This window comes from Mycobacteroides sp. PCS013, assembly GCF_049532645.1.
GTDB lineage: Bacteria > Actinomycetota > Actinomycetes > Mycobacteriales > Mycobacteriaceae > Mycobacterium > Mycobacterium gwanakae.
This window is the reverse complement of sequence record NZ_CP150131.1, coordinates 2,837,002-2,859,471: the sequence shown is the minus strand read 5'-3', so window position 1 is coordinate 2,859,471 and position 22,470 is coordinate 2,837,002. Positions and strand designations below refer to the sequence as shown.

Genomic DNA, 22,470 nt, shown 5'->3' with positions numbered 1-22,470 from the left:
CCTCCCGCTTGCGGGGGCCGACTTTGGGGATCTAATCGGCACCCATGAGGTCCACCACTGCTTTCGGGATGTTCGGTACCCGCCGGACGGCGTCGATCATGGCGTGCGCGGAGGTATCGGCCAGCCAGTCGACGTCCAGATCAGGATTGATGGCCCGTTGACGTGCTAGTTCCTGGTTGAAGGTCAGCCAGGCCCGGATGACCACGCGCAGGGCGGTGACGAGATCCGGGGTTAATTCGTCGCCGGCGACATGCTCGACGACGGCCATGATGCGATCGGTCTGCTTGTCGTATTCCTGCTGCTCTATCGCTGCGACGGTGGGATCGGCAGAATCGATCATGCGGAACACGGTCACCGGCGCGTAGGGATGCTCCTCCTGGTAGTGCAGGTACACCAGAAGAGTCCGCCGGAGCCGCTCGAAACCGGAAAGAGTCGGATCCATATCCAGCGAGATGGTGGCGTCGTAGAGCCTGTCGTACTCAGCCTGCATCACCGCGGTGTAGAAGGAGCGCTTGTCGGGAAAGTAGCGGTACAGCAGCGCTCGTGACACACCCGCCTGCTCAGCTACCTCGTCCATGCGGACGTCGTCATAGTGACGTTCGCCGAATAGTTGTGTACCGAACTCCAGTAGCTCGGCACGCCGGTCCTCAGGGGTGAGCCGCCGACGGGGCGATGAGCCGCTCGGGCGAACTGCATCGGAGTCGTCGGTCATCCAGCAGATTTTACTAGGCAGCAGGGTCGTGGTTGGCCCGATCGGTGCGCACGGACGAGGGGCGGACGGGCTTCATCAGATCTGCTATTACGAGAACTGCTGGCCCTCTAACTACACTGCGTCGGTGGCTAAGCACATCGACCCCGAGGACATGGCCATCTTTGGGCGTGTCCTGGATCAGGCCGCCGCGCTTGCACCCGATCATCCCGATTCGATTGCCGTGCAACGCGGCGTCGCGAAGCTGTTCAAAATTCTCAAGAGGCAGCGCCGCCGCCAGGCGCGCCAGGCGGAGCTGGAAGCCGACCGTGCGGTGATCGGGGCCACCGCGACCGGATCGGCCGATCGGATCGATGACGAGACGGCCGGCCTGCCGCTGCGTGGTGGGGACGCGGTCGGGACGCTGCGGCGTCCCCAGCATTGCTACATCTGCAAGGTCAGATACACAGAGATCGATGCGTTCCACCACCAGCTGTGTCCGGATTGTGCGCCTGCCAACAGGTCCCGGCGTGATCAGCGCACGGACCTGACCGGGCGACGGGCCGTGCTGACCGGTGGCCGTGCCAAGATCGGGATGTACATCGCCCTGATGTTGTTGCGCGACGGTGCCAGCCTCACGATCACTACCCGATTCCCGCGGGACGCGGCGCGCAGATTCGCCCAGCTGCCCGATGCCGCGAGTTGGCTCGACCGGCTGAGCATTGTGGGCATCGACCTGCGTGACCCCGCCCAGGTGGCTCGTTTCGCCGATGAAGTTGCCGCGCAGGGACCGTTGGACATTCTGATCAACAATGCCGCCCAGACGGTCCGCCGCAGCCCGGGCTCCTACACGTCCTTGGTTGACGCAGAACAGGCGCCTCTCAGCGGCGCCGCTGCACGTGTCCCGATTACGGCGATGGGAGATTCCAGCGAGTTACATCCCCATACTCTGGCGCTGGGAGAGGGTTCCGAAGCCGCCGCACACTCGCTGGTGTCGTTGGCCTTGACGGCAGGTTCGGCCACCCCGGACCGGATTGTCGACGGCACCGCCGTCGACGCCGGTGGGCTGTTGCCCGACCTCGTCGACACCAACAGCTGGGTGCAGACGGTCGACCAGATTGACCCGCTGGAACTGCTTGAGGTGCAACTGTGTAACAGCGTGGCGCCGTTCATTCTGTTGTCACGGCTGCGGCCCGCAATGCGTGCCTCGACGGCCCGGCGCAAGTACGTGGTGAACGTATCCGCGATGGAGGGCAACTTCTCGCGGGGTTACAAGGGGCCGGGGCATCCGCACACGAACATGGCCAAGGCCGCGTTGAACATGCTGACCAGGACCAGTGCGGGTGAACTGTTTTCCGAGGGCATCCTGATGACTGCGGTCGACACCGGCTGGATCACCGATGAGCGTCCACACACCAGCAAGATGCGTCTGGCGCAAGAAGGGTTTCGTGCGCCGCTGGATCTGGTGGACGGTGCGGCCCGGGTTTACGACCCCATTGTGCAGGGCGAGCGCGGCGTCGATCTCTACGGCTGCTTCCTGAAGGACTTCCAGCCGCACCCCTGGTAGCCCGTCCGACTAGCCGAAGTGCACGCCCTGAGCCAACGGCAGCTCGGTGGAGTAGTTGACGGTGTTCGTGGCACGCCGCATGTATGCCTTCCATGAGTCGGAGCCGGACTCGCGGCCACCGCCCGTCTCCTTCTCTCCGCCGAACGCTCCGCCGATCTCGGCGCCCGAGGTGCCGATGTTGACGTTAGCGATTCCACAGTCGGATCCGTCGGCGGCCAGGAAACGCTCGGCCTCGCGCATGTCCAGGGTGAAGATCGCCGAGGAAAGGCCCTGGGGCACTGCGTTGTTCAGTGCGATCGCCTCGTCGAGGGTGTCGTAGCCGAGCACGTACAGAATCGGGGCGAAGGTCTCCCGGTGTACGACGTCACCTTGTTCAGGCATCCGCACCACGGCGGGGGTGACGTAGTAAGCGCCGTCACCCAGATCGCGACGTTCGCCGCCGATGACCGTTCCGCCCTGCGCGCGGGCGGTTTCCAGTGCGTCCTGCATATCGCGGAACGACTTCTCGTTGATCAGTGGGCCTATCAGGGTCTGCTCGCTGAATGGATCGCCTACCGGAAGCTGGCCGTAGGCGTTGACGATGCGTTCGACCAGCGCATCAGCGACAGAGTGGTGAACGATCAACCGCCGCAGGGTGGTACAGCGCTGGCCCGCGGTGCCCGCGGCCGAGAACACGATTCCGCGCACCGCAAGATCCAGATCCGCCGAGGGCGTCACGATGGCTGCGTTGTTACCGCCCAACTCGAGCAGCGACCGGCCGAAGCGGGCAGCCACCCGCGGGCCCACCTGTTGGCCCATCCGCACCGACCCTGTCGCACTCACCAACGCGACGCGTGGATCGTCGACGAGTTGTTCGCCGACCTCACGGCCGCCCTGGATCAGTCGGCTCACCTCCGGCGGCGCCCCCACGTCGGCGGCGGCCCGGTCCAAGAGTGCCTGGCAGGCAACGGCAGTCAGTGGTGTCAACTCGGATGGCTTCCACACCACGGTGTCGCCGCAGACAAGGGCGATCGCGGTGTTCCATGACCACACAGCCACCGGGAAGTTGAACGCGGAAATGACTCCGACCACGCCCAGTGGATGCCAGGACTCCATGAGTCGATGCCCGGCACGCTCGGAGGCCATCGTCTTGCCATAGAGCTGCCGGGACAGTCCGACCGCGAATTGGCAGATGTCGATCATCTCCTGGACCTCGCCGAGTGCCTCCGAGACAATCTTTCCGGCCTCGATGGTCACCAATTCGGCGAGATCCTTCTTGTGCTCCGTCAGCAGCTCGCCGAGACGGGCCACCAATGCACCGCGCACGGGCGCCGGGGTGGTGCGCCATTGTGAAAATGCCTGGGCAGCTTCGGTGATGGCGCTATCGACGTCCTCCGCCGAGCTGGCCGCGAGCGTGAACAGCGTGTCGCCGGTGATGGGGGTACGCACCGTGACGCCGCCCTCGCTTCCCGCATCCGTGCTCAGTTCTACGTCCGCGCCGATCCAGCGCAGCGCGTTCTGGGCCCGCGCGCGCAACTCGTCGGCGGACGGCAGCACCCCGGGGGATGAGGTAGGCAGTGTGGTGGTCATCGATCGGCTCCTATCGTGAGGTCAGATTGTGCGGCGATGGCGGCGTAGAGCGCGTACGGATCGTGGATGTCCCGCCCTATGGCGCCCGACATCCAATCCTTCGAGTAGTCGGCGGCGTAGTCGTCGGCACTATCCCCGTATGTGCCGTCGTCGTCGAGATTGGACCGGAATATCCCAGCGGCCGAACGCGGCAGGAAATCCTCGTACACGATGGGGCGGCGCACGATCTCACCGTCGGCGCCGACGTCCGTGCGGAAGTATGCGAGCTCCTGCTCGGCCAGACCGGCCTCGGTATCGGGAAAGTGATCGGCCCAAATAGACGCGGCCCGTTCGGGATCTGCCTGTGCGGTGTCGATGGCGATCATCGCGGCGTCGTAGCGAGTGCGGCCCGTGGGGGTGAGGGCTATGCCCCGTGCCTCGACTTCGCCGAACCGGACCCGCAGCGTGTCGCTGGTCACCGTGCCGTCGGGCATGAGGAAACGGCGTGGCTCGGCCAGTGCCCGGAATGAGGTCTGCCGCAGGAGAACATCGGGTCCATGCCAGCGTGGTGGCCCCTGGATCGCGTCGATCATGGTGATGCCGCGTGCCGTCATCCGCCGGTAGAGGTCGTCGATGTCGAGCACACGCGGTGTCAGATGGTTGATGTGTGTGCCGCCCACGCCGGCGATGTCCGCGGCGACCGGTGAGACCGCGGAAAGCTCGTCATACCAGGCCCGATCGATGGGGGCGGTGGACAGTGCGAACGACTTCACCGCTTCGCGAATGAAGTCCTCGGCCTGCGCCGGGGTGGCTCCACCCGCAGCGCTGATCAGCCGCGCGTGGGCCAGCAGCGCCGGATCGAACAGCTCTCGCCGCCGTACGAAGTGATCCACGCGCGTGCGTAGTTCCGCATCGAAGAACCGGCGGTCGGCGGTCGCAAGCATGGAGGTGAACACTCGGAAGGGGTTGAGTGCCAACTCTTTTTCATCGATGGGCCGAAATGCCGTCGAGACCACGGGCACCGGCGACGCGGCGTCCCGCAAGTCGTAGAAGTCAACGGGATACATTCCGAACGCTTCGAACAGGTCGGCGACGGCGGCGAGTTCTCGCGGGCTGCCCACCCGGATCGCACCGTGGCGCTCGGCGGTCACGCGCTCAATCGAGCCGAGCCGTTCGGCATCCGGATGTGTTGTGGCGTAAGTCTGGTTAACCTCGGTGCTGACATCGACCAGCGTGTTGTACGCGGGAACTTCCGTCCCATACATCCGGGACAGCGCTGCCGCGAAACCTGCGCGCAGTTCCCAGCAGGGGATGAGATCGGTCATCGAATGTGTCCTGTAGTTGTTCTCACAGTTGACGTGATTGGCCTGCGCAAGTTCGTTCCTTGTGGTCCGTGGTCGCGGTACTCTGCCCCCGTGACTGCGGATTCCGAGAGAACGCCCGAGCGTCCGCTTGATGACGTCGACCGAATTCTGGTGCGCGAGTTGGCTCGCGATGGCCGCGCGACCCTGGCGCATCTGGCGGCAAAGGCCGGGCTGTCGATCTCGGCGGTGCAAACTCGTGTGCGGCGGCTGGAATCTCGCGGTGTTCTCACCGGATATGCGGCCAGGGTCAATCCGGAGTCGGTGGGCCAACTGCTCTCGGCGTTCGTGGCAATCACCCCTCTCGATCCTTCGCAACCCGATGATGCTCCGGCACGGCTTGAGCACATTGACGCCATCGAGTCGTGCCACTCGGTGGCGGGCGAGGAAAGCTACATCCTCCTGGTGCGAGTGCCCTCGCCGCGTGCGCTCGAGGAGCTGCTGCAGCTGATCCGCACCACAGCCAATGTTCGCACGCGAAGCACCATCATCTTACAAACTTTTTACGATGGGCGCCAGCTAGTGCCGTAAATATTCTTGTCTTGATGTAGAGAAGTCGTAAATACTCCGTTAATGTGGGTCCTATGACCGCACTCATGTTCCCGGGGGCCCACGTAGGCTCCACGACCGATGACGAGGCAACGCGTCCGGACCCGGTGACACCGGATCGGGTGCATGAGGTGCTGCGGCGCAGCATTCTGGCCGACGGAATGGACCTCGTGCTCGACCTGGAGCGTTCGCGTGGGGCGCATCTGGTGGATGCGCGCGACGGGACCACTTACCTCGACATGTTCACCTTCTTCGCGTCGTCGGCGCTGGGGATGAACCACCCGATGCTCGCCGAGGACGGCGAGTTCCGTGCCGAACTGACCCGGGCTGCCATCAACAAGCCGAGCAATTCGGATATCTACACCGTCGAGATGGCCCGGTTCGTCGACACTTTCGCGCGCGTGCTCGGGGACCCGGCGCTACCGCACCTGTTCTTCGTCGACGGCGGAGCGCTGGCGGTAGAGAACGCGCTGAAGGTGGCATTTGATTGGAAGAGCCGCTGGAACGAGGCGCATGGAATCGATCCAGCGTTGGGCACCAAGGTATTACACCTGCGCGAGGCCTTCCACGGCCGAAGTGGCTACACCATGTCGCTGACGAACACCGATCCCAACAAGGTGGCGCGGTTCCCTAAGTTCGACTGGCCGCGCATCGATGCGCCGTACCTGCGCCCCGGCGCCGATATCGAAGAGCTGGAGGCTGCCGCACTGGCACAGGCCCGCCGTGTATTCGCCGAAAATCCGCACGACATAGCATGTTTCATTGCCGAGCCGATTCAGGGTGAGGGAGGAGATCATCATTTCCGCCCCGAGTTCTTCCACGCCGTGCGCGCGCTGTGTCACGAGAATGACGCCCTGTTCGTCTTCGACGAGGTGCAGACCGGGTGTGGCCTCACCGGTACGGCGTGGGCATTCCAGCAGCTGGGCGTGACTCCCGACATCGTGGCGTTTGGCAAGAAGACGCAGGTGTGCGGGGTCATGGCGGGCGGTCGTGTCGATGAGGTCGCCGACAACGTCTTCGCCGTCAGCTCACGCATCAACTCCACCTGGGGCGGAAACCTGGTCGATATGGTGCGCTCTCGCCGCATCCTGGAAGTGATTGAGTCGCAGCGGCTTTTCGGCAATGCGGCTCGGATGGGCGAGTACCTACTGGACCGTCTGCAGACCCTGGCGCTGCGGCACGGCGAGATTGGCGACGTGCGGGGCCGCGGGCTGATGTGTGCGTTCAGTCTGCCGACCACGCAGGAGCGCGATCATCTGGTGGAGCGCCTATGGTCGCAGGAGCACGTGATCCTGTTGCCCAGCGGCAAGAACAGTGTCCGGTTCCGTCCGCCGCTGATCGTCAGTGCCGAGGAGATCGACGCTGCGGTGGCCGCGGTATCACGGGTGCTGGCGCAGTCTCCCCAGGCATAGCTCACCAGGCGTAGGGGGAGTGCTCCCGCGCCGTCCGTAACGCGGAACCCCACCATGCCAGCTCATCGAGCATCGTCTTGGCGGCGGTTTCCGCGTCGCGGCTGTCGACGAGCTGGCCGGCGTCATCGAATTGGCTCCACACGCCGTGGAAACTGACCACGTCACGGGTGGTCACGGCATGCAGTTCGGCGAACACCAGGCGCAGCTGCTCGATGGCGCGCAACCCTCCCGACATGCCGCCGTAGGACGTGAATCCGACCGGCTTGGCCTGCCACTCGCTGTGATGCCAGTCGATCAGGTTCTTCAACGGGGCGGGGAAACTGTGGTTGTACTCCGGAGTGACCACGAGAAATGCGTCGGCAATGCGCAGCCGTGCCGTCATCTTGGCCAGATGGGCGGTGTCGGCGGCCCCCGGTCTGCGGGAAAGGTGAAGGGGAAGTGGGTATTCCGCGAGGTCGATGTAGCCGGCATGGAACGACGGATGATCCCGGGCCTTTTCTGCGATCCAGTTCGCGACAGTGGGGCCGAACCGACCGTCACGCGTACTGGCGCAGATCACGGCGAGGCGCAGCGGGGTGGTTGACGTGTTCACGCGCCCATCGTCGTACCTAAAGTGCACTCGAGGTCAAGTGGTTTCTTTCCGTCACGCCAGCATGGCGTCGGCGAAGCGGCGCACGGCGGCGACGGCTTCCTGCTCGGCACTCGTCGAGCCCGGGTAGTCGTCGCGGGCCCGCGATTCGATGCCCCCGGTGGCGGGGTCGAGCCGTACCTCGGCGACCATCTCGGCGGTGGTCGGTTCGCAGACGGCCCAGCTGTAGAGACGATCGGAGTCCCAATCGGCTGCGCGCGCGGATACATAGTCGGCATCGTCGACACCGAGTGAGGTCAGTGCCGGGCGATCGTCCATGCGTTCGTCGGCCCGCAGGGCGCGCAAGTACCATGCGCCCGCATTGATCTCGATGGTTTCCATGAGTCTAGAAACGCGTCGAGCGTGAAACCATGGCGGCAATTCGGTGAGAATCCCGCCACAGCTTCACGCTCGGCGACAACAGTCCTACTTGATCTCGGCGATCACGGTGCCCTGGGTGATGGCGGCACCTGCCTCGACGCTGAGCCCGGTGATGGTGCCGGCCTTGTGCGCGGTGACCGGGTTCTCCATCTTCATGGCTTCCAGCACCACGATCAGCTCGCCGGCCTCGACCTCCTGGCCCTCTTCGACCGCGACCTTGACGACGGTGCCCTGCATCGGAGCGGTCACCGAGTCACCGGTGGCGCCGCCGCCACCGTGGCCGCCGCGCTTGCGCGCCTTGGGCTTCTTGCGGATGACACCGTTCGCGGCGCCGCCGCCTCCGCCACCGAGCGAGATGTCACCGGGCAGCGACACCTCGAGGCGACGGCCGCCGACCTCGACGACCAGCTTCTGGCGGGGCAGAGCCTCGTCCTCTTCGCCTTCTGCGGCGTCGGCGGTGAAGGGCTCGACGGTGTTGTCCCACTCGGTCTCGATCCAGCGGGTGTGCACGGTGAAGCCGTCCTCGTCGCCGATGAAGGCGGGATCGGAGACCACTGCGCGGTGGAACGGGATGACGGTGGCCAGACCCTCGACGTTGAACTCGGCCAGGGCACGCCGCGAGCGGGCCAGCGCCTCGTTGCGGTCGCGGCCGGTGACGATCAGCTTGGCCAGCATCGAGTCGAACTGTCCACCGATCACCGAACCGGCCTGCACACCCGAGTCCAGGCGCACACCGGGGCCGGTGGGGGTGTCGTAGACCTTGACCGGGCCGGGGGCGGGCAGGAAGTTACGGCCGGCGTCCTCGCCGTTGATGCGGAACTCGATCGAGTGGCCGCGCGGCGTCGGGTCCTCGGTGAACTCAAGGGCCTCGCCATTGGCGATCTTGAACTGCTCCAGCACCAGGTCGACGCCTGCGGTCTCCTCGGTGACCGGGTGTTCCACCTGCAGACGGGTGTTGACCTCGAGGAATGAGATCAGGCCGTCCTGGCCGACCAGGTACTCGACGGTGCCGGCACCGTAGTAGCCGGCTTCCTTGCAGATGCGCTTGGCGGACTCGTGGATCTCCTTGCGCTGAGCGTCGGTCAGGAACGGCGCGGGCGCCTCCTCGACCAGCTTCTGGAAGCGGCGCTGCAATGAGCAGTCGCGGGTACCGGCGACGATGACATTGCCGTGCTGATCGGCGATGACCTGCGCCTCGACGTGGCGCGGCTTGTCCAGGTAGCGCTCCACGAAGCACTCGCCACGACCGAAGGCGGCGACGGCCTCACGGGTGGCGGACTCGAACAGCTCGGGAACCTCTTCCAGGGTGCGGGCCACCTTCATGCCGCGGCCACCACCACCGAAGGCCGCCTTGATGGCGATCGGCAGACCGTGCTCCTTGGCGAAGGCGACGACCTCGTCGGCATCCTTCACCGGGTCCGGGGTACCGGGCACCAGCGGGGCCTGGGCCCGTGCGGCGATGTGGCGGGCGGTGACCTTGTCACCGAGGTCGCGGATGGACTGCGGGCTGGGCCCGATCCAGATCAACCCGGCGTCGATGACGGCCTGGGCGAAGTCGGCATTCTCGGAGAGGAAACCGTAGCCGGGGTGGACAGCGTTGGCGCCGGACTTCTCGGCGGCCTCCAGGATCTTGCCGAAATCCAGGTAGGACTCGGCGGCGGTGTTACCGCCGATGCCGAAGGCCTCGTCGGCGAGGTGAACGTGGGGCGCGTCGGCGTCGGGCTCGGCGTAGATCGCGACGCTGCCCAGGCCGGCGTCCTTCGCCGCGCGGATCACCCGAACGGCAATCTCGCCGCGGTTGGCGACGAGTACCTTGCTGATCTTCGAGCTGGCGTGATTGGGCACCGGGCCTCCTGTTGTTGGTTCTTCGCGCAAGCGGCTCATCGGGACTCCTACTTCCTGAGTTTTACCGCTTTCTTAGAGTCTCGGCAGTGAGTTTATGCATCCATGGCATCAAACACACATCCGGGATGGGGTGTGCCGCCCCTGTTTTTACCTACTGATGAGTAGGTTTAGGACAATCTTCGTTTGATACGCGCCAGCATCGCCGACATTCCGCGCAGCCGCAGTGGGCTGATCAGCTCTGCCAATCCGAGTTCGGCGTAGAAGTCGTCGGGAACCGCCAAGATCGCCTCCGCCGACTGGCCGTCCAGACCCTGATGCAGGATCGAGGCGAACCCGCGCGTCGTCGGGGCCTCGGCGGGTGCGCTGAAGTACAGCCGGATACCGGAACGGTCGCTGGCGTCGACGTCCAGGAACAGCGGCGACTGGCACTCCGGCACCGGTTCCATCGCCGCCTGCTCCAAATGCGATGGCAAATCAGGCAATTCGCCCGAGAACTCCAGTAACAAGCGCAGCTTGTCCTGCCCGTCGACGGCCTTGAAATCGGCGACGATCTCGGCGAGTTCTGTCGGAAGGGTCATGCCTGGTGAGGTTGAGGCAGCGCCCCGGGCTTCTCGCCCTTGACGATCGGAGTGCGTACCCGGTTGCCCCATTCCGTCCAGGACCCGTCGTAGTTACGGACGCCCTCGACACCCAACAGGTGGGTGAGCACGAACCAGGTGTGGCTGGAACGCTCACCGATGCGGCAGTAGGCGACGATGTCCCCCTCGGCGGCGATGACGTCGCCGTAGATCTCGTCCAGCTCGCGACGGCGACGGAACCTGCTGTCTTCTGCGGCGGCCTTGGCCCAGGGGATCGAGACGGCGGTGGGGATATGTCCGCCGCGCAGCGCGCCTTCCTCCGGGTAATCGGGCATGTGGGTGCGTTCGCCGGTGTATTCGGCGGGGGAGCGCACGTCGACGAGCGGTCCGTGCCCGAGGTGGGCCAACACGTCGTCGGCGTAGGCGCGGATCGGGGCGTCGTTGCGATCCACCACGGGGTAGCCCTCGGTGTGCTTGGACGGAACGTCGAGGGTGGTGTCGCGACCCTCGGAGATCCACAGATCGCGTCCACCGTCGAGGAGTCGGACGTCCGGGTGGCCGAACAGCGTGAACACCCACAGCGCGTAGGCAGCCCACCAGTTGGACTTGTCGCCGTAGATGACGACCGTGTCCTCGCGGCGGATCCCCTTGCGATTCATCAGCTCTGCGAACTGCGCGCCGTCGATGTAATCGCGGACCGTGCTGTCGTTGAGGTCGACGTGCCAGTCGATCTTCACCGCACCGGGGACGTGCCCAATGTCGTAGAGCAGGACGTCCTCGTCGGACTCCACGATGGACAGTCCGGGAGTGCCCAGGTGTCCCGAGAGCCAGTCCGCGGAGACTAGGCGTTCGGGGTGGGCATAGGCGGCAAATTCGGGGCTGGGGTCGGCCGGGAGGGTCACGTTGTGAGCCTAGTCGCGTTCGAGGGCGGTCGGCTCATCGAGTTGGATACCGAGTTCAGATACCCGGTGCGTTGCTGGTCGCGGTGCGAGAATTCGCCAATGCCGGACTGGACATACCACCCGCTGAGCCCGCTGGCGTCGTCCGTCGTCGGTGAGCGCCGGACGCGGATGTGGGCGATGAAAGTACTGGCGGCGGTGGTGACGCATGCCGGGGGACGGCGCTGGATTCCCTGGGTTTTCGATCATCGGACGGTTCCGCCGCAATGGCAGGGCCGGTTCGGAGCGACGGTGCCGGTCTCGATCGCGCGCGAGGCGGTTGCGGTGTTGCCGGTGCAGGGGGCCACTGTCGTCCAGATCGGGCCGGTACAGACCGCCGACGTGGACGCGGTTCGGCGAGTCAGTGCCGACCGCAGGTGCCGGGTCATCGCGGTCGCCGCTACGGCCGAGGTGGCTCAGGAACTGGCGCCTTACGTCGATGCGGTGTCGCTGCCCGGGGAGCCCGGGACGGTGCGACTGACCGAACCCACGATCGACGCCGCGGTGAGTGCGCTCGCTGACACGTCGGCGACGGTGCTCGCCACGCCAGCGGTGCTGATCGCCGCCGGCCCGGGCTGGTTCAACCGGGTGATCGAAGCCGCCACGCCGACATCGCCGCCAAAGCCGTTGCGTGATATCGGTTTCGATCCGCGTCGATGGCCGGGGTGGATATGGGGTGCGCTGGTCGGAATCGGACTGATCATCGCGGGTATCGGAGCGGCCACCATCGCGCTGGGGCCGGTGCTGTTGTGGTATGACCGCGACTATCTCGGACTCTCGGTGCACGATCTGCATGGTGTGAACCATCATCTGGTCGGCTTTCTGCAACATGATCGGCTCACCATGGCGGGCAACATGATTGGTATCGGAGTTCTGTACCTGGGCTTGGCTTGGGGTGGGCTCAGGGAAGGGCACCGCTGGGCCCGCAATGCTCTGTTGATTTCCGGGCTCGTCGCGTTCCTGACGTACTTCTACTTCCTGGTGACAGGTTTTCTGGAGCCGCTACACACGCTCGTCGTCGTGGGATTGTTCCCCATGTTGCTGCTCGCCGTGTGGCGCGCTCCCTCGGTGCCGCACTGGCCACCGATCGTGGAGGGGCCGGAGTCCGAGCGGCGCCGCGCCCTGTGGGGGCAGCTGCTGATGATCGCCGTTGGGGGTGGGTTGTTCGTTGCCGGAGCGGTGATTTCAACGGTTGGTCTGACCTCGGTGTTCGTCCCCACCGATCTCGATTTCCTTGGCACCAGTGCCGAGGCATTGCGTGCCGCCAACCAGCACCTGCCGCCGTTTATCGCGCACGATCGGGCGGGCTTCGGTGGTGCGTTGATGGGAGCGGGCCTGGCGGTTCTCCTGATCAGTCTGTGGGGCTGGCGCCGTGGTGGGCGTTGGGTGTGGTGGTCGTTGTTGATCGGATGCGCATTCGGCACCGTGCCGGTCTTGGCAATTCATTTCGCCATCGGGTACACGCATTTCGAGCATCTGCTACCGGTGTACGTGTTGGTAGTGGTCGTGGCGGTCGCCCTCGCGTTGTCGAGGACGTACCTCACCGCATCGCCCGATCAGTCGCCGACACCTGCGTTCAGTCGCGCGGAGCCAGCCCGCTGACCTCGGCCACGATCTCCAGCGACCGCAGCTGCAACTTCCGGTCGGGCGCGTTGGGCACCACGATGAGCTCATCGGCCTCGGCCAGCTGTGCAAAGTCGTCCAAGTATGCGTTCACCTGATCTGGAGTGCCGACCGCGAAGTACTTTGTCATCGCTTTGATCTGTTGCCCGGCAGGGGATTCCAGTGCGGCAAGGGCCTCGTCGTCGGTGAGGCGCGGACCTCCGCCGCGATGCAGGAAAAGCTTGGCACGTTCGATCAGCGCCGACTGGTACTGCTCTCGGGCGGTGTCTTCGTCGTCGGCCGCGATGACGTTGACCCCGGCGATCACGTACGGCTCCGGCAGCTGCTCGGAGGGCTGGAACTCCCGCCGATACAGCGCCACCGCATCCCGCAGCGCGGGAGGTGCGAAGTGGGAGGCGAAACCATAGGGCAGGCCCAGCACCGCCGCCAGCTGTGCGCCGAACAACGACGACCCAAGGATGTAGAGCGGTACGTGTGTCCCGTGCCCCGGTGTCGCGGTTACTCCCGGGACCCGGCTCTGTTCGCTCAGATATGCCTGCAGCTCGATCACATCCTGCGGAAAATGCTCGGCATCGGCGGGGGAGTGCCGCAACGCGCGCAGCGTCACCTGATCCGTCCCCGGGGCGCGGCCGAGACCGAGATCGATGCGTCCAGGGTGCAGGGTTTCGAGGGTGCCGAACTGCTCGGCGATCTGCAGCGGGGAATGGTTGGGCAACATGATGCCGCCCGCGCCCAGTCTGATGGTCGACGTCTGGGTGGCCACATGTCCGATCAGGACACTGGTCGCCGACGAGGCAATGGACCGCATGTTGTGGTGTTCGGCGTACCAGACGCGGTGAAATCCCAGCGCTTCGGCGTGCCGCGCGATCTCGACGCTGGCGGCGAAGCTCTCGGCCACGGTCTCGTGCGGCGCCACCCGCGCCAGATCCAGAATCGACAAAGGTCTCGCCATGAACTGGAGCAACCCGCGGCGTTTCTTCGCTATTCCCCCGTGGGACGCACCATAGACGGTACAAACGTATGGTGCCCTTCCTTCCGACCGCAGCGGAACTGGCGGGTGCTCTCGCCGAACTGCTCGACGACCTCCAATCCGAGCTGCCCGCATCCTCGGTGCATCGCGCCCGTGTCGGGGCCAACATCGCCAGGATTCTGCGGCGAGAACTGACCACGCCCGCGCAGCCGCCTGCCGATGACCCGTCATGGGAAGACCTGGCCGAAGCGGTGCGTAGTGAACTCGCGATCGTCAAGCCTGGGTACGACGCCTGGGAGGGCGAATGACCGACCTGGCCGACGGGCTCACCTGTTATCTGCATGACGAATTCGGCAAGAAGTTTCAGGTGTCTGGCGTGGTTGGTGTTTCCGCGGGCGCGCGACGGCGAAATGTGCTGTTGGATGCCACATTCGGGGGTGAGACTCTCGAGCTGGTCGCGACGATTGTGCCCGCAGTCGTGCAGCAGGTGCCGGTGGGTAGTGAGGCCGGGGTGCGTGAGCTGGCGCGCAGCCACGGTGTTCCGGTACCGCGGGTTCGTGGCGTGTGTTCGGAGGCCTCGTATGTGGGTGCGCCCTTCATGATCTCCGAGCGCATCGCGGGCGAGACGGTTCCCCGTAAGGTGCTGCGGCTGGTGCAGTCCGCCGGAATCGAGGATCTGGTGGCTGAGCAGCTCGGTGCGGCGATGGGTCGCCTCCATGGGATAGATCCGGCGATGGCTCCGCCGGATCTGCCCGGTGCCACGGAGGCCGAGCCGGCGGTCGTCCTGCTGGAACAGATGCGCGAGGGGGTGGCGGCGCTGCTTCCGGATCGGCCGGTGTTTCAGCGCACGCTGTCCTGGCTGACCGAGCGCATGCCCGGGCCACCCGCTCGGCGATGCCTGGTACACACCGATATTCGCAATGGCAACGTCATCGTCGGCGAGGACGGCTTGCGTGCGGTTCTCGACTGGGAGGGGACCACTCGTTTCGGAGATCCCATGCGCGATGTCGGCTGGACCGCGCTGCGGATGTGGCGGTTCGGTGTCGACGAGCGCGAGTTCGGTGGCTTCGCGGGCCGCGAGGTGTTTGTGCGTGCGTACGAGGATGCAGGCGGAACGTTTGACGCCGACAGGTTCCAGTGGTGGAAGGTGTTGGGCACGCTGTGGTGGGGTGTTGGCCTTGCCGCGCAAGCGAAGTCGTATCTGGACGGTAGCGTGCGGGACATTGTGATGGCCGCAAGCGGTCGCCGGATACCCGAGATCGAGTGGGACCTGTTGATGTTGACGAAGCCGTAGGTGCCGGAAGGATCCAGATGAACTTCGAACTGCCGCCCGAACTCGTCGGTTATCTCACCGAGCTTGACGAGTTCATCGACCGCGAGATCGTGCCGCTCGAACAATCCGATGACAACATCCGATTCTTCGATCACCGGCGCGAAGATTCCCGTACCGACTGGGATCGTGGTGGCCTGCCCAATGGGGAGTGGGAGGAACTACTCGGAGAGGCCCGTCGGCGTGCCGATGCGGCCGGTCACCTTCGGTACCCGTTCCCGGCGGAGTTCGGCGGACGTGACGGGTCCAACCTCGGCATGGCGGTCATTCGTGAGCACCTGGCGCGGCGCGGTCTCGGATTGCACTGCGACCTGCAGAACGAGCACGCCATCGTCGGTAACAACGTGGGGCTGCTTCTCATGCTGGAATACGGCACCGAGGAGCAGAAGGCCCAGTGGGTCGAGGGACTCGCCAGCGGTACGAAGTTTTTCGCGTTCGGCATCACCGAGCCTGAACACGGCTCCGATGCCACCCATATGGAAACCCGGGCCACAAAGGATGGCTCGGACTGGATCATCAACGGCGAAAAGACCTGGAACACCGGTGTGCATATCGCCGACGCCGACCTGATTTTCGCCCGCACCTCGGGCGATCCGGGTGACGGGCGCGGTATCACCGCGTTCCTGGTGCCCGCGGATGCGCCCGGATTCAAGGTCGAGGAATACCTGTGGACCTTCAACATGCCGACCGACCACGCCCACATCTCGCTGACCGACGTGCGGGTCCCCGATTCGGCGGTCTTCGGTGGGGAGGGCCGTGGGCTGGGTGTGGTGCAGCACTTCTTCAACGAGAATCGGATTCGTCAGGCAGCATCCAGCCTTGGTGCGGCGCAGTTCTGTATCGACCGATCTGTTGAATATGCCAAGGAGCGCAAGCCTTTTGGGAAGCCGCTGGCATCGAATCAGGCCATCCAATTTCCACTCGTCGAGCTGCAGACCCAGTGCGAGATGCTGCGCGCGCTGATTCACAAGACGGCATGGTCGATGGACACCTACGGACCGTTCTCGGTCTCCGAACAGGTCTCGATGTGCAATTACGTCGCAAACCGGTTGTGTTGCGAGGCCGCAGACCGGGCCATGCAGGTTCATGGCGGCATGGGGTACTCGCGGCACATGCCGTTCGAACACATCTATCGCCATCACCGGCGGTACCGGATCACCGAGGGTGCCGAGGAGATTCAGATGCGACGGGTGGCCGGGTATATGTTCGGCTTCATGAATCAAAAGGCGCCCAAGGGGGTCTAGTGGGCGAAACGTCGGTACCCGTTGTGGTGGTCATGGGTGTGGCAGGGGTTGGCAAATCAACCGTGGCGCAGGCCCTGGCGAAGCTCCTGGGTGCACCCTGTGCTGAGGGTGATGATTTCCATCCGGACGCGAACATCGCCAAGATGTCGGCCGGAATCCCGCTGGATGACACCGATAGATGGCCGTGGCTGCAGCGGATCGCCGAATGGATGGCCGAGCGCGGACGGGAGGGGACGGGCGGGGTGGTCACCTGTTCGGCACTCAAACGCCGCTACCGTGACGTTCTCCGCGTGGGATACCCGGATGCGTTCTTTGTGCACCTGTCCGGAGACAGGGCGCTCATTGGCGACCGGATGTCGCATCGCTCAGGACATTTCATGCCGACATCGTTGTTGGATTCGCAGTTCGAGATTCTCGAACCGCTGGAACCCGACGAGCGGGGTGCGGTGCTGGATGTCGGTATCGGGCCGGATGAACTGGTAGCGGAGGCCTTGAGGCAGATCGGCGCATGAACGCCGACCTGATTCTGCTGGCCGAGCCGGCCAAGATCCCGCACACCACCAGCGACGTTCGGCTACTTGTTGCCGTAGTGCTGAGCATCGGCGTGATCATCGCGCTCATCACCAGGCTCAAGATGCATCCGTTCCTGGCGCTGCTGCTCGGATCGGGAACCCTGGCCGCCGTCGCCAGTGTGCCGTTCGACAAGCTCCTTGGGTCCTTTGTGACCGGATTCGGCTCGACCATCGCCGGTGTCGGGCTGCTCATCGGTTTGGGGGCGATGCTGGGCCGCCTGCTGGCTGACTCCGGTGGCGCCAACATCGTCGCCGATGCCGTGCTCGCGCGGTCGGGTCCACGCCTGCTGCCCTGGGCGGTGGCGCTGATCGCGGCCGTGCTCGGGCTGCCCTTGTTCTTCGAAGTGGGTGTGGTGCTGCTGATTCCGATCGTGCTCTTGGTGGCACGCCGGGGAAATGTGCCACTGCTGCGGGTGGGAATTCCCGCGCTAGCGGGCCTATCCGTATTGCACGGACTGGTTCCGCCGCACCCAGGTCCCTTGGTGGCGGTGGACGCGCTGAAGGCGGACTTGGGTGTCACCCTGGCGTTTGGTCTGCTGGCTGCGGTGCCCACCCTGATAGTGGCGGGGCCCCTCTATGCGCGGGTGGCAGAGCGCTGGGTGGGGCCACTGGAGATCCCTACCGCGACCGCACCCGAAGCCGATCGAAAGGGGCCGGCTCCGAGCGTTGTCGCGGTGTTGGCGACGATCTTGCTTCCGGTGGCCCTGATGTTGGCGAAGGCGCTCTCCGATGTGGTGATCGATAATCCGAAATCGTTGGTGCAGAGGATTTTCGACACCGCCGGTACGCCGCTGGTAGCGCTACTGGTGGCAACCCTGGTGGCAATGGTGACGCTGGGCACGGCATCTGGCCTGGACCGCGCGGGTGTCTCGGGAATCATCGAGAAGTCGCTCGGGCCCATCGCGGGCATCGTCTTCATCGTCGGTGCCGGAGGCGGATTCAAGCAGACCCTCATTGATGTGGGGGTCGGAGATGCCGTGAGCACCTGGTCGGAGAAATGGCATATCCCCGCGCTGGTGCTGGGCTGGCTCATCGCGGTGCTCATCCGATTGGCCACGGGTTCAGCCACGGTGGCGACCATCACCGCCGCCGGTATCGTCTCCCCGCTTGCCGCGGACATGTCTACCGCGCACGTCGCGCTGTTGGTGCTCGCGATTGGTGCCGGGTCGCTCTTCTTCTCCCACGTCAACGACGCCGGATTCTGGTTGGTGAAGGAGTATTTCGGGATGACGGTCGGCCAGACCCTCAAGTCATGGTCGGTGATGGAAACGGTGATTTCGGTCGTCGGATTTGCGATGGTCCTGCTGCTAAGCGCGGTTGTATGACTCGTCGCCTAACTCTTTGTCGCACGCACGAACTGTGAGAGTCCCCGCACCTCTTGCTCAATGTCGTGAAATCCCGAGTTCCACAGCACCGAGGTGATGTCATCACGGTCGAAGCCGTGTAAACCGTTGCGTGCCGCCATTTTCACGGAGAGCGACCGAACGAGCCTGGGGCCGCGGGTGCAGCTGGTCATTACCGCGATCCGGCCGCCCGGTCTGAGCACCCGGAGCATCTCATCGAGAACTTTGAAGGGCTCGGGTACCAGATATAGCGCGGCGAAACAGCACACCGCATCAAAGCTTCCGTCGTCGAACGGCAGGGTGCGGGCATCCGCACGCAGGTATCCAACCCCGTTCGCGATATTGGTCCGGACCGCGCGCCGCAGCATGGGCTCGGAGAAATCGAGCCCGACTGCCAGACCGTCGGCGGATAACTGGTCGCCCAGGTATTTGGTGAAGTTTCCTGGCCCGCAGGCGACATCGAGCAGCGTATGGGCCGCGCCGAGTCGCAGGGCCCGTGCCGCACGGCGCCGTTCTGCCGACGGCGTGATGCCGGTGTAGAGCACGGTCTGGCCCCAGCGCCACGGCCCTTGATAGACCGCGGCCACCAGGGGATTGTTCATGGCGCGTTGGGCGACGCGCTGAGGCTGATCAGAGGGCGGCGGAAGCAGATCCAGGTAGCCGGCCGACGAATGCGCACCCGCGTCGAGTGCGTCGGACCAGACGAGCTCGCCGAGGCGATCCAATGCGGTCGGGGTTGTCATTGGGCCTCCTGCAGCCTGTCGTCGTCGTGAAGGTGCTGAGCGAAAAAGGCGTAGACCCGTTCCCACGCGTCGGCCTCCGCCTCGGGGGAGTACCCGAATCCGGCGATCCGCATCAGTGGTTGCATCGGCAGCTGGTTGGCGAAACTGTGCCCCGCGTCGTACTTCTTGATGTCGTGTTCGATGCCGTGGGCGTCCAGTGCCTTGCGCAACCGGGGCTCGCCCCGAATCACGAAGGGGTCCCGAGTGGCCAGGCTCGCGACGACGGGGCACGCTCCCTCGAAATGGTCGCCGTAGGGGCCGGGCATCGCACCGTAGAAAGGTGCGGCCGCATCAAACCCCTTGGTGGAAGTGATAAGTACGAATCCACCGCCCATGCAGAAACCGGCGACACCGACCCCGCCCGTGGTGTAGGGCAGCGACAACAGGTGATCGCGCGCGGCCAGGATCTCGTCGATGGCACGACCCCGGCGGGTGATGAGGTTGGTCATGACTCGGCTGATGCACCGGATACGTCCACGGGAGTACAGGTCGGGCGCCAGGGCCACATAGCCGTTGGCCGCCACGTTCTTGGTGATGCGACGCAAGTCGGGAGTGGACCCGTTGATGTCGTGCAGCACCACGATCGAGGGCCACGGCCCGTCACCCGCGGGCTTCTCCAAGATGCCTGTGACTTCACCACTTTTTGTGGGGAAACTGATGTCCGCCATAGCGCTCCTGTGATCGATCACAAATATTGTTTACAGTGATGTTAAGCTAATTGGAAAGGTAGGCTCCAGCGCTGATGGCTGTCAATACCCCATCGGGCCGGTCCCGGGGGCGCCCCGCGCGCACGCCCGAGCAGCACGAGCAGATGCGCGCACGCATCCTGGCCGCTGCCGGTGCCGTGTACGCCAAGCACGGGCAGCGCGGCACCACCGTGGCGCGCATCGTCAAGAAGGCCCACCTGTCCCGGCCGACGTTCTATGTGTTCTTCGACGGAACCGACGATGTCATCACCGCATTGGTCAACCACACCCAGTCGCAGCTCAACGGAAGGCTCTACGCGGTGATCGCGGAGCCAGCCGATCTGATCACCCAAATCGTCGCGGCGGTGGACGTTTACCTCGATACCACCGAGGAGATGGGCGATGCGGCGCGGGTGTTCCACATCGAGGCCCACGATCCTGCTTCCTCCGCACATCGATTGCGCCAGGAGAACGAGGAGGTAATGGTCGAGATGCTTCGTGGCCGGATCATCGAATCCGGTCGCCCTGCACCATCTTCAGAGGCCTTCCGAATGCTGTTCGGAACCCTGCAGGCGGGCAGTTACCGCTACTTATCGACGCCCGGCAGCGATCGCCGGGAGGCGCGCGCCGCGATGCTGCGGGCGGCGGTGGCGCTCGTGGGCACGCCGGAGGACTGGCGTCAGGCCGCCGAGCGTCCCGACCTGTTTGGGCAGTAGGGCTAGATGCTCAGGTACTGGGGCGACAACACGATGGAGTACAGGATTGTTCGGTAAGCCCGAGTGGGATCGGTAACCCATTGGCTCACCAGGAAGTACAGCGTCTGAGTGCCATCCGCGTTCATGGTGATGCTGACGACCTGGGGCCCATACGGCTGCAACAGCTTGTGTGGATCACGGGAGATGAACGGATCGTCCGGTCGTGGATCGGACGGATCGTTGCGGATCAGCACCGTCATGGGCTCGCTGACCAACTCCTGAGGAGTGCGGAACAGCTTGAGTCCGATGTGGGCGTCGCCGGAACCGTTGGAATCGAGCAGGCCGAAACCGCCTGCGGGTAGCGCGAATAACTGATTCTCGCGGTCTCCGCCACCGCGGATCTGGCCGATCTTCTCCCACGCCGACGAGTCCAGGAAAGCCGGATCGTCGATCGGAGGTGTGAGCCACGCACACCGTGGCGCCCAGGGCCCAGTTCCGATGTTTCCCGCCACCAGCATTCGGCGACCAGGCGCCGAAACCCCACTCGGCTGCGAGATCCCGGCCATGACACCGATCGGCTGGTAGGACGGTCTGCCCGGCTCGCTCACGTCGTAGACGGTGGTGTCCGCCGAGACGAAGGTGCTGCATCCCGGCGACGGAATGCACGAGGCGAACAACAGCGAACGCTGCGCCAGCTCCGCAGATCCGGTGGGCAGCAGCCGAGCACCGTCCTGTGCATCCGGCGGCAGCGCAAGCGGTTTGGAACGTCCCCCGAGTGCCACCGAGGGGCTGGCAGGGTCGACGGGAATGAGCTGAATGCCGTCACCGGTGTTCAGGTAGTCGCCCGTCCACAGGCAGGCGCCGCGGTTGGTGTGCACGCCCAGGTCGAAGGAATCGTCTCGACAGGCGGTCTGAAAGCTGGCGTTGACCGATGGCATGTGCGGAATCGGGTTGCCCTGGGCATCCTTGAATTCCTGCTGTTGAGTCGGCCCGAGCATGGCGAGTGAGTCCAACAACGGCACCATGCGGGGCGGCAGTGGGGCCGGGGTAGGAGTATCCGGATGGAATGGCTTTGGCGGCAGGTGCTTTTCGTGGCGGATCCACAGTGACGAGGCGGGCACCCCGAGCCTATTCAGCAGTTGGCCCAGCAGCGGCACGCTGACGCCGATCACATTCGAGGGATCGCCGTCGATGCCTTCGACGAACCAGCTGCCCAGGCCGTCGAGCGTGAAGGCGCCCGCCACCTGCAGGGGCTCGCTGGTAGCCAGATAGGCCTCGAGATCTGCTGCCGATGGTTTTCCGAAACGCACTGTGGTCGAGCGTGTTTCACTGACACGTGCGACAGGCTTGCCCTCGACGACCCGCACCAGGCAGTGCCCGGTCAGCAGCTGAGCGGACCGCCCGGCCATCAGCCCCCAGCGGCGGCGCGCTTCCTCCACGGTGCCCGGCTTGCCCTGCAACATGCCGTCGAGCAGGAGCATCGAATCGCAGCCCAGCACTACCGCGTCGGCGGCCACCTCGCCGGCCAGGATCGTTGCGACGTCAAAGGCCTTGGCGCAGGCCAGCACTTCCACGGCTCGCTCCGGGGCGGTACCCGAGGGTTGGGTGGCCATGACGAGATGCTCGTCGACATGCGAGACGATGACGACCGGGTTCAGGCCGGCCTGCTCCAGGATCCGTTCGCGCGCGGGAGAGGCCGAGGCCAGGACAAATGCGGTCACGGGGCCGGT

22 protein-coding genes are annotated in these 22,470 nt (G+C 65.0%); 10 read left to right on the top strand and 12 right to left on the bottom strand.

What is annotated here, in order from left to right; genetic code table 11:
• Nucleotides 1-31 precede the first annotated feature (31 nt).
• Entirely contained in the window at nt 32-712 is a 681-nt protein-coding gene (locus RHO23_RS14165; protein ID WP_030096853.1) for a TetR/AcrR family transcriptional regulator, read from the bottom strand.
• 151 nt (nt 713-863) lie between these two features.
• Here RHO23_RS14165 and RHO23_RS14160 point away from each other — a divergent pair, with 151 nt between their 5' ends.
• Nucleotides 864-2,255 (top strand): SDR family oxidoreductase, encoded by a 1,392-nt coding sequence (locus RHO23_RS14160; RefSeq protein WP_057968604.1) that lies wholly within the window; start codon nt 864-866, stop codon nt 2,253-2,255.
• 9 nt (nt 2,256-2,264) lie between these two features.
• Here RHO23_RS14160 and RHO23_RS14155 read toward each other — a convergent pair whose 3' ends face one another.
• On the bottom strand, nt 2,265-3,824 hold the full coding sequence (locus RHO23_RS14155) for an aldehyde dehydrogenase family protein (RefSeq protein ID WP_070920800.1): 1,560 nt from the start codon (nt 3,822-3,824) through the stop codon (nt 2,265-2,267).
• On the bottom strand, nt 3,821-5,128 hold the full coding sequence (locus RHO23_RS14150) for a 2-oxoadipate dioxygenase/decarboxylase family protein (RefSeq protein WP_423487970.1): 1,308 nt from the start codon (nt 5,126-5,128) through the stop codon (nt 3,821-3,823). Before RHO23_RS14150 ends, RHO23_RS14155 begins: the two co-directional genes overlap by 4 nt.
• Before the next feature lie 90 nt (nt 5,129-5,218).
• On the opposite strand from RHO23_RS14150, the gene RHO23_RS14145 reads away from it, so the two are divergent.
• Complete coding sequence (locus tag RHO23_RS14145) at nt 5,219-5,695, top strand: Lrp/AsnC family transcriptional regulator (RefSeq protein ID WP_057964465.1); 477 nt, start codon at nt 5,219-5,221, stop codon at nt 5,693-5,695.
• A gap of 125 nt (nt 5,696-5,820) precedes the next feature.
• On the top strand, nt 5,821-7,125 hold the full coding sequence (gene lat, locus RHO23_RS14140) for an L-lysine 6-transaminase (RefSeq protein ID WP_423489237.1): 1,305 nt from the start codon (nt 5,821-5,823) through the stop codon (nt 7,123-7,125).
• A 1-nt stretch (nt 7,126) separates the two neighbouring features.
• Here the strand turns inward: lat and RHO23_RS14135 are convergent, their stop codons facing one another.
• From RHO23_RS14135 to RHO23_RS14115, 5 genes are all read right to left on the bottom strand, one after another.
• On the bottom strand, nt 7,127-7,717 hold the full coding sequence (locus RHO23_RS14135; protein ID WP_423487969.1) for an NADPH-dependent FMN reductase: 591 nt from the start codon (nt 7,715-7,717) through the stop codon (nt 7,127-7,129).
• Nucleotides 7,718-7,768: 51 nt separating this feature from the next.
• The gene (locus RHO23_RS14130; RefSeq protein ID WP_057964462.1) at nt 7,769-8,095 is read right to left on the bottom strand and encodes a hypothetical protein; all 327 of its coding nucleotides are present in this window, start codon (nt 8,093-8,095) and stop codon (nt 7,769-7,771) included.
• Nucleotides 8,096-8,179: 84 nt separating this feature from the next.
• Nucleotides 8,180-9,979, bottom strand: a complete 1,800-nt coding sequence (locus RHO23_RS14125; RefSeq protein ID WP_057964461.1) for an acetyl/propionyl/methylcrotonyl-CoA carboxylase subunit alpha — start codon at nt 9,977-9,979, stop codon at nt 8,180-8,182.
• 167 nt (nt 9,980-10,146) lie between these two features.
• Entirely contained in the window at nt 10,147-10,557 is a 411-nt protein-coding gene (locus RHO23_RS14120; protein ID WP_064409423.1) for a SufE family protein, read from the bottom strand.
• Nucleotides 10,554-11,459, bottom strand: a complete 906-nt coding sequence (locus RHO23_RS14115) for a sulfurtransferase (protein WP_057964459.1) — start codon at nt 11,457-11,459, stop codon at nt 10,554-10,556. Before RHO23_RS14115 ends, RHO23_RS14120 begins: the two co-directional genes overlap by 4 nt.
• Before the next feature lie 99 nt (nt 11,460-11,558).
• Here RHO23_RS14115 and RHO23_RS14110 point away from each other — a divergent pair, with 99 nt between their 5' ends.
• Nucleotides 11,559-13,097, top strand: a complete 1,539-nt coding sequence (locus RHO23_RS14110) for a hypothetical protein (protein ID WP_423487968.1) — start codon at nt 11,559-11,561, stop codon at nt 13,095-13,097.
• Here RHO23_RS14110 and RHO23_RS14105 read toward each other — a convergent pair.
• Nucleotides 13,072-14,070, bottom strand: coding sequence for an LLM class flavin-dependent oxidoreductase (locus RHO23_RS14105; protein ID WP_423487967.1), 999 nt, complete (start codon nt 14,068-14,070; stop codon nt 13,072-13,074). The two genes, RHO23_RS14110 and RHO23_RS14105, sit on opposite strands and share 26 nt — an antisense overlap.
• 71 nt (nt 14,071-14,141) lie before the next feature.
• Between RHO23_RS14105 and RHO23_RS14100 the strand changes: the two genes are divergently transcribed.
• The 5 genes from RHO23_RS14100 to RHO23_RS14080 are packed head-to-tail and all read left to right on the top strand — an operon-like array spanning nt 14,142 to nt 18,559.
• A complete protein-coding gene (locus RHO23_RS14100; RefSeq protein WP_064410406.1) occupies nt 14,142-14,396 on the top strand; it encodes a hypothetical protein in 255 nt (84 codons plus the stop codon).
• Nucleotides 14,393-15,382 carry a phosphotransferase family protein gene (locus RHO23_RS14095; RefSeq protein ID WP_423487966.1) on the top strand — a complete coding sequence of 330 codons (990 nt, stop codon included), beginning with the start codon at nt 14,393-14,395 and terminating at the stop codon, nt 15,380-15,382. The genes RHO23_RS14100 and RHO23_RS14095 overlap by 4 nt, the downstream gene beginning before the upstream one ends.
• A gap of 17 nt (nt 15,383-15,399) precedes the next feature.
• Nucleotides 15,400-16,662: an acyl-CoA dehydrogenase family protein gene (locus tag RHO23_RS14090; protein ID WP_070915232.1), complete on the top strand. Its 1,263-nt coding sequence runs from the start codon at nt 15,400-15,402 to the stop codon at nt 16,660-16,662.
• 32 nt (nt 16,663-16,694) lie between these two features.
• Nucleotides 16,695-17,174 (top strand): gluconokinase, encoded by a 480-nt coding sequence (locus RHO23_RS14085; RefSeq protein ID WP_371258736.1) that lies wholly within the window; start codon nt 16,695-16,697, stop codon nt 17,172-17,174.
• Nucleotides 17,171-18,559, top strand: coding sequence for a GntP family permease (locus RHO23_RS14080; protein ID WP_070920792.1), 1,389 nt, complete (start codon nt 17,171-17,173; stop codon nt 18,557-18,559). The genes RHO23_RS14085 and RHO23_RS14080 overlap by 4 nt, the downstream gene beginning before the upstream one ends.
• Nucleotides 18,560-18,567: 8 nt before the next feature.
• On the opposite strand, the gene RHO23_RS14075 is transcribed toward RHO23_RS14080, so the two are convergent.
• Together RHO23_RS14075 and RHO23_RS14070 are read right to left on the bottom strand one after the other, a co-directional pair.
• The gene (locus RHO23_RS14075; RefSeq protein WP_423487965.1) at nt 18,568-19,320 is read right to left on the bottom strand and encodes a class I SAM-dependent methyltransferase; all 753 of its coding nucleotides are present in this window, start codon (nt 19,318-19,320) and stop codon (nt 18,568-18,570) included.
• Nucleotides 19,317-20,027 (bottom strand): dienelactone hydrolase family protein, encoded by a 711-nt coding sequence (locus RHO23_RS14070; RefSeq protein WP_030096873.1) that lies wholly within the window; start codon nt 20,025-20,027, stop codon nt 19,317-19,319. Before RHO23_RS14070 ends, RHO23_RS14075 begins: the two co-directional genes overlap by 4 nt.
• A 74-nt stretch (nt 20,028-20,101) precedes the next feature.
• Between RHO23_RS14070 and RHO23_RS14065 the strand changes: the two genes are divergently transcribed.
• Nucleotides 20,102-20,761, top strand: coding sequence for a TetR/AcrR family transcriptional regulator (locus tag RHO23_RS14065; protein WP_070915225.1), 660 nt, complete (start codon nt 20,102-20,104; stop codon nt 20,759-20,761).
• Between the two features lie 2 nt (nt 20,762-20,763).
• Here the strand turns inward: RHO23_RS14065 and RHO23_RS14060 are convergent, their stop codons facing one another.
• Nucleotides 20,764-22,461, bottom strand: coding sequence for a Maf family protein (locus tag RHO23_RS14060; protein WP_423487964.1), 1,698 nt, complete (start codon nt 22,459-22,461; stop codon nt 20,764-20,766).
• Nucleotides 22,462-22,470: the final 9 nt, after the last annotated feature.